Consider the following 14437-nt stretch of genomic DNA (forward strand, 5'->3'; position numbering starts at 1 on the left):
CTGGGCGCGACAGGACGTTCGCGCCGCCGGACGGGGTCTGGGGGGAGAGGGGTGGGTGGTGCTGGGACCGCGGCGGGTGCGACGGGCTCCGGGGCCGGTTTCCCTCAGGTCGAGAAGCCGGTCCGGGCCCTTCACCACCGCACTGGCTCGCAGCCGCCGCGGTCCTCGCCCTGACCGTGTCCGTGTCCGGGGGACCACCCCTCATCCGGGTCGCCCCGGGCGGTCGGACACGGTCAGGGAGTTCAGTCCTCGCGCAGGGCGCGGACCGCCTCCTCCACGCGCCGCCCGTACTCGGGGTCGGCGGCGTGGAAGTGCGCGAGGTTCTTCTCGATCACGTCGTCGCGGGAGACCTGGGACAGGCCCCCGGCGATGTTCGCGACCAGCCGGGACTTCTCCTCGGCGGACATCAGCCGGAAGAGCTCGCCGGCCTGGAAGAAGTCGTCGTCCTTGGTGTGCGGGGGCGCCTCGTGGGTGCCCGTGTGGCCGTTCACCGCCAGCGGCGCCGCGAGCGGGCGGCCGGTCTCGACCGGGCCGTCGTAGGAGTTCGGCTCGTAGTTCTTGGCGTACCGGCCTTGCGGGTTGGATGCCATGAGGCCGTCCCGGCCGTAGTTCTGCGCGGTCGTGGCGCGGGGCGCGTTGACGGCCAGCAGGGTGTGGTTGACGCCCAGGCGGTAGCGGTGGGCGTCCGCGTAGGCGAACAGGCGGCCCTGGAGCATCTTGTCCGGGGAGGGTCCGATGCCGGGCACGAAGTTGTTCGGGGAGAACGCGGCCTGCTCGACCTCGGCGAAGACGTTGTCCGGGTTGCGGTCCAGCACCAGCCGGCCCACCCGCCGCAGCGGGTAGTCCTGGTGCGGCCACACCTTGGTCAGGTCGAACGGGTTGAAGCGGTAGTCCGCCGCCTCGGCCGCCGGCATCAGCTGGACGTGGAGCGTCCAGGACGGGTGCACACCGCGCTCGATGGCCTGGAGCAGGTCCGTCTGGTGCGAGCCCGGGTCCCTGCCGGCGATCTCGGCGGCCTGCTCGCTGCTCAGGGACCGGATGCCCTGGTTGGTCTTGAAGTGGTACTTGACGAAGAAGGCCTCGCCCCGGCTGTTCGTCCACTGGTAGGTGTGCGAGCCGTAGCCGTTCATGTGCCGGTACGAGGCCGGGATGCCGCGGTCGCCCATCAGCCAGGTCACCTGGTGCGTGGCCTCGGGGGAGTGCGCCCAGAAGTCCCAGACGTTGTCTGGCTCCTGACGGCCCGTGAACGGGTCGCGCTTCTGCGAGTGGATGAAGTCGGGGAACTTGACGGGGTCCTTGATGAAGAACACCGGGGTGTTGTTCCCGACGAGGTCGTAATTGCCCTCCTCGGTGTAGAACTTCACCGCGAAACCGCGCGGGTCGCGCACCGCGTCCGCGCCGCCGAGCGAGTCGGCCACGGTGGAGAAGCGCAGGAACACCTCGGTGCGCTTGCCGACCGCGCCGAGGAAGTCGGCGTGGGTGAAGTCCGTGACGTCGTCGGTCACTTCGAAGTGGCCGTACGCGCCCGAGCCGCGGGCGTGCACCACGCGCTCCGGGATGCGCTCGCGGTTGAAGCGTGCCAGCTTCTCCAGCAGATGCTGGTCCTGGAGCAGGAGCGGTCCGCCGACGCCGGCGGTTGCGGAGTTCTGATTGTCGGCGACGGGGGCGCCGGACTCGGTGGTGAGCACGCGCTGCGACATCGTGACCTTCCGTACGAGAGGGCAGCGGAAATATGTTTCCGCTTTGTGGAGCCTAGGGTCGGGGCGAGCGGAGCGTCAACAGTTTGTTGAAGCAGTGGGCATGACTGGTTCCGGGCGGCGCCGCCGCTCTGGGCGCGACAGGACAGGTGTCAGCGGCGGCGCCGCCCGGGGATCGGGAACCCCCGGGGCTACGGGGGTCGGGGGAGGGTCAGACCTGGGCGCCGGAGAGCCGCTCCACGGCCCGCAGCAGCGCCGAGTGGTCGAGGCCGCCGTCGCCCTGCGCACGCAGGGACGCGACCAGTTGGGCGACCACGGCGCCGACGGGCAGGGCCGCGCCGACGTTGCGGGCGGCCTCGGTGACGATGCCCATGTCCTTGTGGTGCAGGTCGATCCGGAAGCCCGGCTTGAAGTCCCGGCCGAGGAAGTTGTCCTTCTTGCGGGTCAGCACGGTCGAGCCGGCGAGCCCGCCGTTGAGAACGTCCAGCGCCGCCTTCAGGTCCACGCCGGACTTCTCCAGGAACACCACGGCCTCGGCGCACGCCTGGATGTTCACGGCGACGATCAGCTGGTTGGCGGCCTTCACGGTCTGGCCGGAGCCGTGCGGGCCGCACAGCACGATGGTCTTGCCGAGCGCGTCGAGGATCGGCTTCGCGGTGTCGAAGTCGGCCTGCTCGCCGCCGACCATGATGGACAGCACGGCCTCGATGGCACCGGCCTCACCGCCGGACACCGGGGCGTCCAGGACGCGGATGCCCTTGTCCTTCGCCGCCTTCGCCAGGTCGACCGAGGTCTGCGGGGTGATCGAGGACATGTCGATCAGCAGCGCGCCGGACCGCGCGTTCTCCAGGATGCCGTCCGGGCCGTAGGCGATGGCCTCGACCTGCGGGGAGGCCGGGACCATCGTGATGACGACGTCGGCGTCCCGCACGGCCTCGGCGATCGAACCGGCCGCGGTGCCACCGGCGGCGGCCAGCCGGTCCAGCTTGTCCTGCTCCAGCGTGAAGCCGGTGACCTGGTAGCCCGCCTTGATCAGGTTCTCGGACATGGGGGAGCCCATGATGCCGAGGCCGATCCAGGCGACCTTGGGGAGTGTGCTCATGATGGGGTGCCTTTCGGATACGGGGGTCAGCGGGCCAGCCAGTCGAAGGCCTCGGCGCTCGGGCGGTCGCCCGGCTTGTACTCGAGGCCGATCCAGCCGTCGTAGCCCGCCTTCTTCAGCTGGTCGAGGAGGTCTTCGAGGGGCAGCGAGCCGGTCCCCGGCGCGCCGCGGCCCGGGTTGTCGGCGATCTGCACGTGCCCGGTCCTCGAGGCGAACCGCTCGATCACCGCGGGGAGGTCCTCGCCGTTCATGGACAGGTGGTAGAGGTCCATGAGGAAGCGGGCGTTGCCCAGTCCCGTCGCCTCGTTGACCCGGTCCACGACGGTCACGGCCGCCGGGGCCGACGCCAGCGGGTACAGCGGGGACTCGGGCCGGTTCAGCGCCTCGATCAGCAGGACCGCGCCGATCCGGTCGGCGGCCCGGGCCGCGAGGACCAGGTTCTCCAGGGCGAGCGCGTCCTGCTCGGCCGGGTCCACGCCCTCGACGCGGTTGCCGTACAGCGCGTTGAGCGCCGTGCAGCCCAGGGAGGCCGCGAAGTCGGCGGCCACGTCGATGTTGGCGCGGAACCGCTCCGACTCCTCACCGGGGATCGACAGGGCGCCGCGGTCCGGGCCCGGGAGCTGCCCGGCGTAGAAGTTCAGGCCGGTGAGCCGGACGCCGGCCTCCTCGATCGCGCGCTTGAGGGCGTCGAGCTCGGACTGCTCGGGGACCGGTGAGTCGACCCAGGGCCACCACAGCTCGACCGCGGTGAAGCCCGCCGCGGCGGCGGCCGCGGGGCGCTCCAGGAGGGGGAGCTCCGTGAAGAGGATCGACAGGTTGACGTTGAAGCGCTGGTCTGCGAATCCCATCGGGGCGGCGCTCCCTTCCTTGTCTTCGGTGGTGCTTGCCTTCAGCAGTCTGCTATTCCGTATTGTGGAATCATGTTTCTGCTTAACGGAAGATTGCCTGTGGGGTGCGAGGGCTGTCAAGAGGGGCTGCCGGAAAGTCCGTCCCGCGCGTTAGGTTGAGCGCGTGCGACTGAGAGTGGAGTTCACGACCGAGCCGTTCGACCTGGACGAGGCGCCCGCGCACGCGGTGGTGGCCCGCGAGGTCGTGGAGGCCGCCGAGCTGGACGCCGTGGATGTGGGCCCGTTCGGCAACACCGCCGAGGGCGGTGCCGACGCGGTGCTCACCGCCGTGGACGCCCTGCTCCGCAAGGCCCTGGAGGCCGGTGCCACCCGGGTCTCGCTCCAGGTCAACGTGGTCGAGGAGGGCGAGGCGTGAGCGGCGCGGGGGACGAGCCGTTCATCGCGGCCGTCAAGCCCCTGGTCGACGCCATGGGCGGCGAGATGATCCCGCCCGACGAGGCCGGCCCCGACGACGTCGTCCTGGCCTGGGAGGGCAGGGACGCCGTCGCCGTGAGGCTGCCCCAGCTCGCCGACTCCCTCGATCACATCCTGGCCGCCATGGAGCGCCGCAAGGGCATGCCGCTGGCCGATCTGGACCGCAGGGCCAAGCAGGAGGTCGTACGGATACTCGAGGCGCGCGGCGCCTTCTCCGTACGGCACGGGGTGGAGACCGTGGCGAGCGCCCTCGGCGTCAGCCGCTTCACCGTCTACAACTACCTCAACCGCGAGAAAGCCCCCTGACCCACCGCGCCTCACCGGTCCGGTTTCGCGTCACCGAATTTTCAACAAACTGTTGACGCGCTGTCGCGGGAGGGCGTTAGCTATCGGCACGCCCGTTCAGCACGAAGGCCGAATCGGCCACGGAGGCTCCCGTGACTTCCACTTCCACGCCGCCGGGCCTCGCCCGGTTCAACACCCTTGAGGAGCACGCGGCCCACGCCGCGCTCCACGAGGCGTGCGCCTCCACGGCGTGGGCGAAACGCTTGCTGGCCACCCGCCCCTACGCCACCCCCGAGGACCTGTACGCCGCGAGCGACGCCGCCATGGCGCAGCTGACGGCCGCGGACCTCGACGAGGCGATGGCCGGCCACCCGCCCATCGGCCGTCCCAAGCCCGGTGACCCCACCTCGGCCCGGGAGCAGCGCGGCATGGCCGGCGCCTCCGACGCGCTCAAGGCGGAGATGCTGGAGCTGAACCTCGCCTATCAGGAGCGGTTCGGCCATGTCTTCCTGATCTGCGCCACCGGCCGGACCGGCGAGCAGATGCGCGACGCGGTCAGGGAACGGATCGGCAACACACCGGAGCGGGAGCGGGAGATCGTCCGCACCGAACTGGGGAAGATCAACCGTATCCGGCTCGCCCGCCTCGTCGAAGACGACTGAAGAGGACGCCCGACCATGAGCACCAGCACCACCGCGTCCGTGTCCACGCACATCCTGGACACCAGCGTCGGCCGCCCCGCCGAGGGCGTCGCCGTCCAGCTCTCCGCCCGCACCGGGCGCACGGCGGACTGGCAGGCGCTCGGCGGCTCCGCCACCGACGCGGACGGCCGGTGCAAGGACCTCCCGGCGCTGCCGGAGGGCACCACCCACGTACGGCTCGACTTCGCCGTCGAGCCGTATTTCGAGAAATCCGCGAACCAGCAAGCCGATGCGCAGCAGGACGCCCCCGCGAATCGGGACAGCGGTGCGTTCTTTCCAGAGGTAGCGATCACCTTCGCCGTAGAGCCCGGTGAGCACTACCACGTACCGCTGCTGCTCAACCCGTTCGGCTACTCCGTTTACCGAGGGAGCTAGCTAGATGCCCACCATTCTGGGACAGAACCAGTACGGCAAGGCCGAGAACCGAGTCGTAAAGATCACGCGGGACGGCGCCACTCACCACATCAAGGACCTGAACGTTTCCGTGGCGCTGAGCGGCGACATGGACGAGGTCCACTACTCCGGCTCGAACGCCCACGTCCTGCCGACCGACACCACCAAGAACACGGTGTACGCGTTCGCCAAGGAGCACGGCATCGAGTCCGCCGAGCAGTTCGGCATCCACCTCGCCCGGCACTTCGTGACCTCGCAGGAGCCGATCAGGACGGCCCGGATCCGCATCGAGGAGTACGCCTGGGAGCGGATCGAGGCCTCCGACGCCAACTCGCAGTTCATCGGCGCCGACGAGGTCAAGCACTCCTTCGTCCGCAAGGGCCAGGAGACCCGCCTCACCCAGATCACCTACGACGGTGAGCGGTGGGAGGTCGTCTCCGGGCTCAAGGACCTCGTCGTGATGAACTCGACCAACTCCGAGTTCTGGGGCTACGTCAAGGACAAGTACACGACCCTGAAGGAGGCCTACGACCGCATCCTGGCCACCGAGGTCTCCGGCCGCTGGCGGTTCAACTGGACCGACGACGAGCAGCGCATGCCGAACTGGGAGAAGTCCTACGAGCAGGTGAGGAAGCACATGCTCCAGGCCTTCGCCGAGACCTACTCGCTCTCGCTCCAGCAGACCCTGTACCAAATGGGTTCGCGGATCATCAACAACCGCAGCGAGATCGACGAGGTCCGCTTCTCCCTTCCGAACAAGCACCACTTCCTGGTGGACCTGGAGCCGTTCGGGCTGAAGAACGACAACGAGGTCTACTTCGCCGCCGACCGCCCCTACGGCCTGATCGAGGCGACGGTCCTCCGGGACGGCTGCGAGGCGAAGATCCCCGTGGACCTCACCAACCTCTGAGGTTCCCCCTTTCGGCACCCGTGGCCGGGGAACCCTTCTCCCGGCCACGGCACTCAAAACTTCCAGGGTCCTGCCGTGCCCTCTCCATCACAGCGCAAAGGACGAACCATGGCAGCAGACCGGCGCATCGTCATCGAGAACTGTGCGATCGCGACCGTCGACGGACACGACACCGAGTACGCCTCCGGGCACGTCGTCCTCGCCGGCAACCGCATCGAGTCGCTCGGCGCGGGCAGGGCCCCCGACGGCCTGGAGAACGTGGCCCGCCGCATCGACGCCTCCGGCCACCTCGTGACCCCCGGCCTGATCAACACCCACCACCACTTCTACCAGTGGATCACCCGGGGCCTGGCCACGGACCACAACCTCTTCAACTGGCTCGTCGCGCTCTACCCGGTCTGGGCGCGCATCGACGAGCCGATGGTCCGCGCGGCGGCCCAGGGCTCGCTCGCGATGATGGCCCGCGGCGGCGTCACCACCGCCATGGACCACCACTACGTCTTCCCGCAGGGCTCCGGCGACCTCTCCGGCGCGATCATCGGCGCCGCCCGTGACATGGGCGTCCGCTTCACCCTCGCCCGCGGCTCCATGGACCGCAGCGAGAAGGACGGCGGCCTGCCCCCGGACTTCGCCGTCGAGACCCTGGACGGGGCGCTGGCCGCGACCGAGGAGACCGTCCGGCAGCACCACGACTCCTCCTTCGACGCCATGACCCAGATCGCCGTCGCGCCCTGCTCTCCCTTCTCCGTCTCCACCGAACTGCTGCGCGACGGCGCCCAGTTGGCCCGCCGCCTCGGCGTCCGGCTGCACACCCACGGCTCGGAGACCGTGGAGGAGGAGAAGTTCTGCCACGAACTGTTCGGCATGGGCCCGACCGACTACTTCGAGTCCACCGGCTGGCTCGGCGAGGACGTGTGGATGGCGCACTGCGTCCACATGAACGACTCCGACATCGCCGCCTTCGCCCGGTCCCGCACCGGCGTCGCGCACTGCCCGTCCTCCAACGCCCGCCTCGCCGCCGGAATCGCCCGCGTCCCCGACATGCTCGCCGCCGGCGTCCCCGTCGGCCTCGGCGTCGACGGCACCGCCTCCAACGAGTCCGGCGAACTCCACACCGAGTTGCGCAACGCCCTCCTCATCAACCGCCTCGGCGGCCACAGGGAGGCGGCGCTGAACGCCCGTCAGGCCCTGCGCCTCGGCACGTACGGCGGCGCCCAGGTCCTCGGGCGGGCCGCGGAGACCGGCTCGCTGGAACCCGGCAAGCTCGCCGACCTGGTGCTGTGGAAGATGGACACGCTCGCCCACGCCTCCATCGCCGACCCGGTGACCGCCCTGGTCTTCGGCGCGGCCGCCCCGGTCACCGCCTCCTTCGTGGACGGCCGGCAGATCGTCGAGGACGGGCGGCTGCTCACGGCCGACGAGGACGCCATCGCCCGCGCCACGCGCGACGAGGCCCAGCGCCTGGCGAAGATCGCCGCGCAGGCCTGAACACCCACATACTCCGGCCGGGAGGGACGGCTCCCGGCCGGTGGCCGTGTACCCGAGCGGGGACCACGGCGGTCGTCTCCGGGGTGCGCGTGAACGCGTGCGCCCCGGAACGGCCACTCCCGTCACCCGGTCCCGCACGACCACCCGCACCACCTCCCTGACACCCACGGCGGCGATCCGACGCAGCCGTGTAACCGACCGGAGGGACGCCGCTGTGGCCGACCACCCCGTTGACGAAAAACTCCCCGCGCTCAAGATGGCGACGACCGGCCTGCAGCACGTGGCCGCCATGTACGCGGGCGTCGTCGCCCCGCCCCTGATCGTCGGCGCGGCCATCGGCCTCTCCGCCACCGACCTGACCTTCCTCACCGGCGCCTGCCTGTTCACCGCCGGCCTCGCCACCTTCCTGCAGACCCTCGGTGTCTGGAAGATCGGCGCCCGGCTGCCGTTCGTCAACGGCGTCACCTTCGCCGGTGTCGCGCCGATGACCGCGATCGTCGCCTCCACCGAGGACAAGTCCGACGCCCTGCCCGTCATCTTCGGCGCGGTCATCGTCGCCGGACTCCTGGGCTTCCTGGCGGCCCCCGTCTTCTGCAAGGCGATCCGATTCTTCCCGCCCGTGGTCACGGGCACGGTCATCACCCTGATCGGCATATCGCTGCTCCCGGTCGCCTTCGGCTGGGCGCAGGGCCCCGATCCGGCGGCGCACGACTACGGCTCGGCGACCAACCTCGCACTGGCCGCCGTCACCCTGCTGATCGTGCTGCTGCTGCGCCGCTTCACCACGGGCTTCGTCAAGCAGATCGCCGTGCTGCTCGGCCTGGTGATCGGCACGCTCATCGCGATCCCGTTCGGCGTCACGGACTTCGGTCCCGTCGCGGACGCGGCCGTCGTCGGCTTCCCCACCCCGTTCCACTTCGGCGCCCCGCAGTTCCAGCTCGCCGCGATCATCTCGATGTGCGTGGTGATGGTGGTCTCGATGACCGAATCGACCGCCGACATGCTGGCGTTGGGCGAGATCGTCGAGCGCCCGGCGGACGAGAAGACCATCGCGGCCGGCCTGCGCGCCGACACCCTCGGCTCGGCGGTCAGCCCCCTCTTCAACGGCTTCATGTGCAGCGCCTTCGCCCAGAACATCGGCCTGGTCGCCATGACGAGGATCCGCAGCCGGTACGTCGTCGCTGCGGGCGGCGGCTTTCTGGTGCTGATGGGCCTGTGCCCGATGGCGGCCTCGCTGATCGCCGTCGTACCGCGCCCGGTACTCGGTGGTGCGGGCGTGGTCCTGTTCGGCTCGGTCGCCGCCAGCGGCATCCAGACCCTCGTCCGGGCCTCCCTGGACAAGGACAACAACATCCTGATCGTGGCCGTCTCCCTGGCCGTCGGCATCATCCCCATCACGGCGCCGGAGTTCTACCACGCCTTCCCGGAGACGGCGAGGATCGTCCTGGACTCCGGCATCTCGACGGGTTGTGTGGCCGCGGTCCTGTTGAACCTGGTCTTCAACCACCTGGGCCGGGGCGGCCACGACGCCCACGACGTGACCCACCCGATGGAGGCGGGCGAGGAGCTCACGAACGCCCCCAAGGCCCCGGCCGCGTCCTGACATCAGGACTCCGGTTCGCGGCAGGCCCGGTGGGTGTGACAGGTACGGCGAACCACTGCGTCGGGGCGCAGGGCTGGATCAGCGATCGGCGTCATGGCCCCGGGCCTGCCGGCGTCCGTGCGAACGTGCCGGCCCTACGTGCCAGGGGGGGAGGGTGACCTCGCCCCCTAGAGCCCGAACAACCCCGGGTCCGCCGACAGTTTCCTGAAGACCTCGGCGGGGTCGGCGACCAGTCTGCGCTTCTCGAGGTCCAGGATGCCGCCGAGCGCCGTGATCTCGGCGGCGACCGTGCCGTCGGCCTTCAGGAGGCTCTGCTCGATCCGGAACGTCTTGCCGCCGTCCCATTCGAAGGCGCAGGTCACCTCGACCTCGTCGCCCGCGAGCAGCTCGCGTTTGTAGCGGATGGTTGTCTCCAGGGCGACCGGGCCCACGCCGCTGCCGATGAGCGCGGACTGGCTGATCCCGGCGGCGTGGAGCAGTGACCAGCGGGCGTGCTCCGCGTAGTTCAGGTACACCGCCTGGTTGAGGTGCCCCTGCACATCGGTCTCGTATCCACGGACGGTCACAGGGACGGAAAACGGCTTGCTCACGGCTTCCCCTTCTCGCGCCGGATCTCTCACACCGGACTCTCGTGCACTGCGCAACGATCCACCGATCTTGGCATGCTCATCACGCCCGGCGCGGCGAAGCCAGCAGATACCGGGTCCCGCCGCGCGGCTCGCGGTGCTCGCTCACCTGCCAGCCTGCCCCTTCCAGGGTGGCCGCGCAGGCCCGCAGCGCTTCGCCGTCCGGCTCGTGGACGGCGACGGCCTCCGGCTGCGGGGTCTCCCGGACGCGATACCCCGGGTCCTCCCGCCCCGCCGGACCGTGCCCGGCGGCCTCCAGCGCCAGCGCGGCGGCCCGCACCAGATGCGCCCGCTCCCAGCCGCACGGCCGGTCCACGTCCCCGCCCGGGTTGGTCATCCGGCGCAGCTCCAGCAGCCCCTGCCAGGCGCTGTGCACCTCTCGGCGCCGGGCCGGACCGGCATCCGCGGCGGCCTCCTCGCCGCCGACGCGGGCGGCGAACACCCCGGTCGCGGCGGGCGCCTCCTCGGGCCCGTCCGGCTCGGGCGCCCGCGTGATGCCCTGCCGGATCCGGTGCCCCTCCGGCGTCAGGAAGTGATCGTGCGGCGGCCGGGGATGGCGGAAGGCGAGACCCCGCTTCACCAGCGCCGAGAGCTGCGACTCCGTGCCCCGGAGCCGCCCGGTGACGGGGTCGGCGGCGTCGATGACACGCCGCTGCGCTGCGGTCGGTGGTCGGGTCACGGCGTGCTCCTCTCCGGCCGGCGACGGGGCCCGGGGCTCGACGCCCCACCTGCTCGAAGGCTACGACCCGCCACTGACATTCCGGGCCGGGACGACTCCCCGCCCCGCACTCCGGCCCAACGCACTCCGGTCCGCCGCACTCCGGCTCACCGCACCACGGCTCACCGCTCTCCGGCCCGCCGCGCGCCGGGGCTCGGGCCGCCAGGTGGCCACCAACGCGGCGGCCAGCAGCAGCTCGGCCAGGTCGCCGCCGTAGTACATGACCTCCGCGCCGCCCTGCACCTGGTCGATCGGCGCGTGGATGTCGGCCCAGAAGCCGCCGTACATCAGCTGGGAGATCACGGCGTGCGCCGCGATCGCGACACCCAGGTAGACCAGCCGGGCCCTGACACCCGGCCGGGCGGGGGCCGGGTCGGGGCCGGCGACGGCGTGGGCGAACAGGCATCCGGAGAGCAGGAAGTGCGCGTGCAGCAGCCAGTGCGCCGCCGGGTCGGCCGTGATCGCGTTGTACAGGGGGGTGAAGTACAGCACCGCGAGGCCGCCCGTGGAGAGCGCCAGCCCGACCGCCGGGTGGGAGATCACGCGGGCGGGCAGGCTGTGCAGCACCGCGGTCAGGCGCCGGCCCCGGGACGCGGGCAGGGTGCGCAGCAGGAGCGTGACGGGGGCGGCCAGGACCAGGGCGAGCGGCGCGTACATGCCGATGAGGAGGTGCTGGACCATGTGCCCGCGGAAGTCCTCGTGGGCGAAGGGGGCCACGGGCGGCAGCAGCGCGACGCCGAGCAGGAGGATCCCGCCCAGGAACCAGCCGGTCCGCCACCGGCTCCAGCCGAGGACCGGATTGCGCCGGCACGCCCGGCGGACGAGCAGCAGATAGACACCGCAGGCGGCGATCAGTAGGAGCGCCGGCGGCAGCCAGTCCGGGATGCCGCCGCCCGCGGCGTGCCCGTGCCCGTGCAGGTGGTGGCCCATCAGCCGTGCAGGCCCTCGTGCCGGCCGGCGGGCGCACCGGGGTCGAAGGGCCGGCCGCTGCGCTGGAGCAGGTGGCCGCCGGTGACCAGCAGGGCGCCCAGGACGAGGAAGCCGATGTCCCACCACACCTGGCCCTCGCCGGCGTAGACGTGGTGGATGCCGAGGACGTGGTGGTCCAGCACGCCCTCCACGAGGTTGAACAGGCCCCAGCCGACGAGCATCCAGCCCCACAGCACCCGGGAGGTCCACACCCGCCGCCGGTCGTGGGTGACCCGCGCGTACAGCACGGCCAGCCCGAGCAGGACCGCGAGCCAGCACACGGTGTGGAAGACGCCGTCCCACAGGGTGTTCATCTCCAGGCCGGAGACGGTGTGGGGGTTGTAGTACTTCACCCCGATGCGGTCCTGGTTGGTGCTGGAGAGCATGTGGTGCCACCGCAGCAACTGGTGCAGCAGGATGCCGTCGGCGAACCCGCCCATCCCGACCCCGAGCACGATGCCCGGCAACCGGAGGTCCGCCGGTCGTGGGGTGTCGACCCGGGCTTCGCCTTGCGTGGTGGCCATCATTCGTCTCCGCTCCTGCCTGGGGGAAGGACCGAGGACGACGTTCCCCGCTGCGCGGCGCTCACGCCCTGCTCAGGGACTCCATCCGGCTCAAAGACCCTTTCCGGCCGTCCCCGCGAAGCTCCGGGAAAGGCTCGGTGCCTACTGCCGGTATCCGCCGAGGAACCGCCCGATCCGGCCGATCGCCGCCTCCAGGTCCTCCGCGTGAGGCAGCGTCAGGATGCGGAAGTGGTCCGGCGTCGGCCAATTGAAGCCCGTGCCCTGGACGACCTGGATCTTCTCCCGCAGCAGCAGGTCCAGGACGAACTTCTCGTCGTCGTGGATCTTGTGGACCTTGGGGTCGAGGCGCGGGAAGGCGTAGAGCGAACCCTTCGGCTTCACACAGGTCACACCGGGGATCTCGTTCAGTTTCTCCCAGGCCACGGTGCGCTGTTCGTGCAGCCGGCCGCCCGGCGCGGTCAGCTCGCGGATGGACTGCCGGCCGCCGAGCGCGGCCTGGATGGCGTACTGCGCGGGCGCGTTGGCGCACAGTCGCATGGAGGCCAGCATGGTGAGGCCCTCCAGGTAGTCCTTGGCGTGCTGCCGCGGCCCGGTGACCACCAGCCAGCCGGAGCGGAAGCCCGCCACGCGGTACGTCTTGGACAGGCCGCAGAAGGTGAGGACCACCAGGTCGGGGGCGAGGGCCGCGGCCGAGTGGTGGACGGCGTCGTCATAGACGATCTGGTCGTAGATCTCGTCGGCGAAGACCATGAGGCCGTGCCGCCGGGCGAGGTCGAGGATGCCCTCGACGATCTCCTTGGGGTAGACCGCGCCGGTGGGGTTGTTGGGGTTGATGATCACGACCGCCTTCGTACGGTCGGTGATCTTCGACGCCATGTCGTCGAGGTCGGGGTACCAGTCGGCCTGCTCGTCGCACAGGTAGTGGACCGCCGTGCCGCCCGCGAGGGTCGTCACCGCCGTCCACAGGGGGAAGTCCGGCGCGGGGACGAGGATCTCGTCGCCGTCCTCGATGAGCGCCTGCACGGCCATCGACACCAGCTCCGAGACGCCGTTGCCGAGGAAGACGTCGTCGACGCCGACCTCCAGGCCGAGGGTCTGGTAGCGCTGGGCCACCGCCCGGCGGGCGGAGAGGATGCCGCGCGAATCGGTGTAGCCGTGTGCCTGCGGCAGCATCCGGATCATGTCCTGGAGGATCTCCTCCGGTGCCTCGAAACCGAAGAGCGCGGGATTGCCGGTGTTCAGGCGCAGCACGCTGTGGCCCGCCTCCTCCAGCGCGTTGGCGTGCTCGATCACCGGGCCGCGGATCTCGTAGCAGACCTCGCTGAGCTTGCTCGACTGCCGGAACTCCATGCGCCGCTCTCCTCTGCCGATCGTGTTGCTTGGTTTTACCAAGTACGCGCTTGGAAAGTCCAACAACTTGTCTAGACTGCGTCGCATGCCACCTCGCCGAAGCTACGACCAGTACTGCTCCGCCGCCCGTGCGCTCGACGTCGTCGGTGACCGCTGGACCCTGCTGATCGTCCGGGAGCTCCTCGCCGGTCCCCGGCGCTACACCGACCTGCACGCGGACCTCCCCGGCGTCAGCACCGACGTCCTCGCCTCGCGACTGAGGGACATGGAGCGCGACGGCCTCGCCACCCGGCGCCGGCTGCCGCCCCCCGGTGCGGCGTACGTGTACGAAGTCACGCCTCGCGGGCGGGAGTTGCTGCCGGTGCTCCAGGCGCTGGGGGAGTGGGGACAGGCCGAACTCGGGGAACGCCGGCCGACGGACGCGGTCCGGGCCCATTGGTTCGCCCTGCCGCTGCTGCGCCTGCTGGACGGTGAGGGGCTCGTCGAAGTCCGCCTGGAGGAAGGCCTGTTCCATCTGCACACCGGTGCCGAGGAGGGCCCCGTGTACGGCGACGGGCCCGCTCCGGGGGAGCCGGACGCCCGGCTGGTTCTGGACACCGCCACGTGCACGGCGCTCGGCCGGGGGGAGCTGAGTCTGGCCCGGGCCGTGGGGGAGGGCCGGGTCGAGGTGGGCGGCGAGGGCACGCTGGCCAAGGCGCTGCGCGAGGAAGGAGAGAAGGCCCGCACGAGGCGGGCCTTCTGAGAGGCGA

16 protein-coding genes are annotated in these 14437 nt (G+C 70.9%); 8 read left to right on the plus strand and 8 right to left on the minus strand.

All coding sequences use genetic code 11. The features are described from left to right. Positions 1-242: 242 nt before the first annotated feature. The 3 genes from QOL88_RS31630 to QOL88_RS31640 form a co-directional block, all read right to left on the minus strand. The gene (locus QOL88_RS31630) at positions 243-1700 is read right to left on the minus strand and encodes a catalase (protein WP_097221689.1); all 1458 of its coding nucleotides are present in this window, start codon (positions 1698-1700) and stop codon (positions 243-245) included. 208 nt (positions 1701-1908) lie between these two features. Beyond that, positions 1909-2799: a 2-hydroxy-3-oxopropionate reductase gene (locus QOL88_RS31635; RefSeq protein WP_097221690.1), complete on the minus strand. Its 891-nt coding sequence runs from the start codon at positions 2797-2799 to the stop codon at positions 1909-1911. A 26-nt stretch (positions 2800-2825) separates the two neighbouring features. Then, positions 2826-3647: a TIM barrel protein gene (locus tag QOL88_RS31640; protein ID WP_097221691.1), complete on the minus strand. Its 822-nt coding sequence runs from the start codon at positions 3645-3647 to the stop codon at positions 2826-2828. 163 nt (positions 3648-3810) lie between these two features. On the opposite strand from QOL88_RS31640, the gene QOL88_RS31645 reads away from it, so the two are divergent. From QOL88_RS31645 to QOL88_RS31675, 7 genes are all read left to right on the plus strand, one after another. Further along, on the plus strand, positions 3811-4062 hold the full coding sequence (locus tag QOL88_RS31645) for a thiamine-binding protein (protein WP_097221692.1): 252 nt from the start codon (positions 3811-3813) through the stop codon (positions 4060-4062). Further along, positions 4059-4427: a helix-turn-helix domain-containing protein gene (locus QOL88_RS31650; RefSeq protein WP_097221693.1), complete on the plus strand. Its 369-nt coding sequence runs from the start codon at positions 4059-4061 to the stop codon at positions 4425-4427. Before QOL88_RS31645 ends, QOL88_RS31650 begins: the two co-directional genes overlap by 4 nt. A gap of 131 nt (positions 4428-4558) precedes the next feature. After that, a complete protein-coding gene (gene uraD, locus QOL88_RS31655) occupies positions 4559-5068 on the plus strand; it encodes a 2-oxo-4-hydroxy-4-carboxy-5-ureidoimidazoline decarboxylase (protein WP_097221694.1) in 510 nt (169 codons plus the stop codon). Between the two features lie 15 nt (positions 5069-5083). Further along, a complete protein-coding gene (uraH, locus tag QOL88_RS31660) occupies positions 5084-5482 on the plus strand; it encodes a hydroxyisourate hydrolase (RefSeq protein WP_097221695.1) in 399 nt (132 codons plus the stop codon). Positions 5483-5486: 4 nt separating this feature from the next. After that, entirely contained in the window at positions 5487-6410 is a 924-nt protein-coding gene (pucL, locus tag QOL88_RS31665) for a factor-independent urate hydroxylase (RefSeq protein WP_097221696.1), read from the plus strand. Between the two features lie 108 nt (positions 6411-6518). Continuing rightward, positions 6519-7898 carry an 8-oxoguanine deaminase gene (locus QOL88_RS31670; protein ID WP_097221697.1) on the plus strand — a complete coding sequence of 460 codons (1380 nt, stop codon included), beginning with the start codon at positions 6519-6521 and terminating at the stop codon, positions 7896-7898. Positions 7899-8112: 214 nt separating this feature from the next. Further along, entirely contained in the window at positions 8113-9501 is a 1389-nt protein-coding gene (locus QOL88_RS31675; RefSeq protein WP_097221698.1) for a nucleobase:cation symporter-2 family protein, read from the plus strand. Between the two features lie 167 nt (positions 9502-9668). Here QOL88_RS31675 and QOL88_RS31680 read toward each other — a convergent pair whose 3' ends face one another. The 5 genes from QOL88_RS31680 to QOL88_RS31700 form a co-directional block, all read right to left on the minus strand. Next, entirely contained in the window at positions 9669-10091 is a 423-nt protein-coding gene (locus QOL88_RS31680) for an acyl-CoA thioesterase (RefSeq protein WP_097221699.1), read from the minus strand. Between the two features lie 79 nt (positions 10092-10170). Continuing rightward, positions 10171-10806 carry a hypothetical protein gene (locus QOL88_RS31685; RefSeq protein WP_097221700.1) on the minus strand — a complete coding sequence of 212 codons (636 nt, stop codon included), beginning with the start codon at positions 10804-10806 and terminating at the stop codon, positions 10171-10173. 60 nt (positions 10807-10866) lie between these two features. Further along, positions 10867-11775 (minus strand): cytochrome c oxidase assembly protein, encoded by a 909-nt coding sequence (locus QOL88_RS31690; RefSeq protein ID WP_097221701.1) that lies wholly within the window; start codon positions 11773-11775, stop codon positions 10867-10869. Then, positions 11775-12338, minus strand: a complete 564-nt coding sequence (locus QOL88_RS31695) for a DUF2243 domain-containing protein (RefSeq protein WP_097223264.1) — start codon at positions 12336-12338, stop codon at positions 11775-11777. Before QOL88_RS31695 ends, QOL88_RS31690 begins: the two co-directional genes overlap by 1 nt. 141 nt (positions 12339-12479) lie before the next feature. Then, positions 12480-13688 carry a pyridoxal phosphate-dependent aminotransferase gene (locus tag QOL88_RS31700; RefSeq protein WP_097221702.1) on the minus strand — a complete coding sequence of 403 codons (1209 nt, stop codon included), beginning with the start codon at positions 13686-13688 and terminating at the stop codon, positions 12480-12482. Between the two features lie 85 nt (positions 13689-13773). Here QOL88_RS31700 and QOL88_RS31705 point away from each other — a divergent pair, with 85 nt between their 5' ends. Next, a complete protein-coding gene (locus QOL88_RS31705) occupies positions 13774-14430 on the plus strand; it encodes a winged helix-turn-helix transcriptional regulator (RefSeq protein WP_097221703.1) in 657 nt (218 codons plus the stop codon). Positions 14431-14437 lie beyond the last annotated feature (7 nt).

Origin of the sequence: Streptomyces sp. Ag82_O1-12, from assembly GCF_900182715.1 — a bacterium.
Lineage (GTDB): Bacteria > Actinomycetota > Actinomycetes > Streptomycetales > Streptomycetaceae > Streptomyces > Streptomyces massasporeus.

Excerpts from the sequence above, each read along its gene's own strand:
- QOL88_RS31630 (WP_097221689.1), bottom strand. The coding sequence starts at position 1,700 with ATGTCGCAGCGCGTGCTCACCACCGAGTCCGGCGCCCCCGTCGCCGAC.
- QOL88_RS31635 (WP_097221690.1), bottom strand. The coding sequence starts at position 2,799 with ATGAGCACACTCCCCAAGGTCGCCTGGATCGGCCTCGGCATCATGGGC.
- QOL88_RS31640 (WP_097221691.1), bottom strand. The coding sequence starts at position 3,647 with ATGGGATTCGCAGACCAGCGCTTCAACGTCAACCTGTCGATCCTCTTC.
- uraH (WP_097221695.1), top strand. The coding sequence starts at position 5,084 with ATGAGCACCAGCACCACCGCGTCCGTGTCCACGCACATCCTGGACACC.
- pucL (WP_097221696.1), top strand. The coding sequence starts at position 5,487 with ATGCCCACCATTCTGGGACAGAACCAGTACGGCAAGGCCGAGAACCGA.
- QOL88_RS31670 (WP_097221697.1), top strand. The coding sequence starts at position 6,519 with ATGGCAGCAGACCGGCGCATCGTCATCGAGAACTGTGCGATCGCGACC.
- QOL88_RS31690 (WP_097221701.1), bottom strand. The coding sequence starts at position 11,775 with ATGGGCCACCACCTGCACGGGCACGGGCACGCCGCGGGCGGCGGCATC.
- QOL88_RS31695 (WP_097223264.1), bottom strand. The coding sequence starts at position 12,338 with ATGGCCACCACGCAAGGCGAAGCCCGGGTCGACACCCCACGACCGGCG.
- QOL88_RS31700 (WP_097221702.1), bottom strand. The coding sequence starts at position 13,688 with ATGGAGTTCCGGCAGTCGAGCAAGCTCAGCGAGGTCTGCTACGAGATC.
- QOL88_RS31705 (WP_097221703.1), top strand. The coding sequence starts at position 13,774 with ATGCCACCTCGCCGAAGCTACGACCAGTACTGCTCCGCCGCCCGTGCG.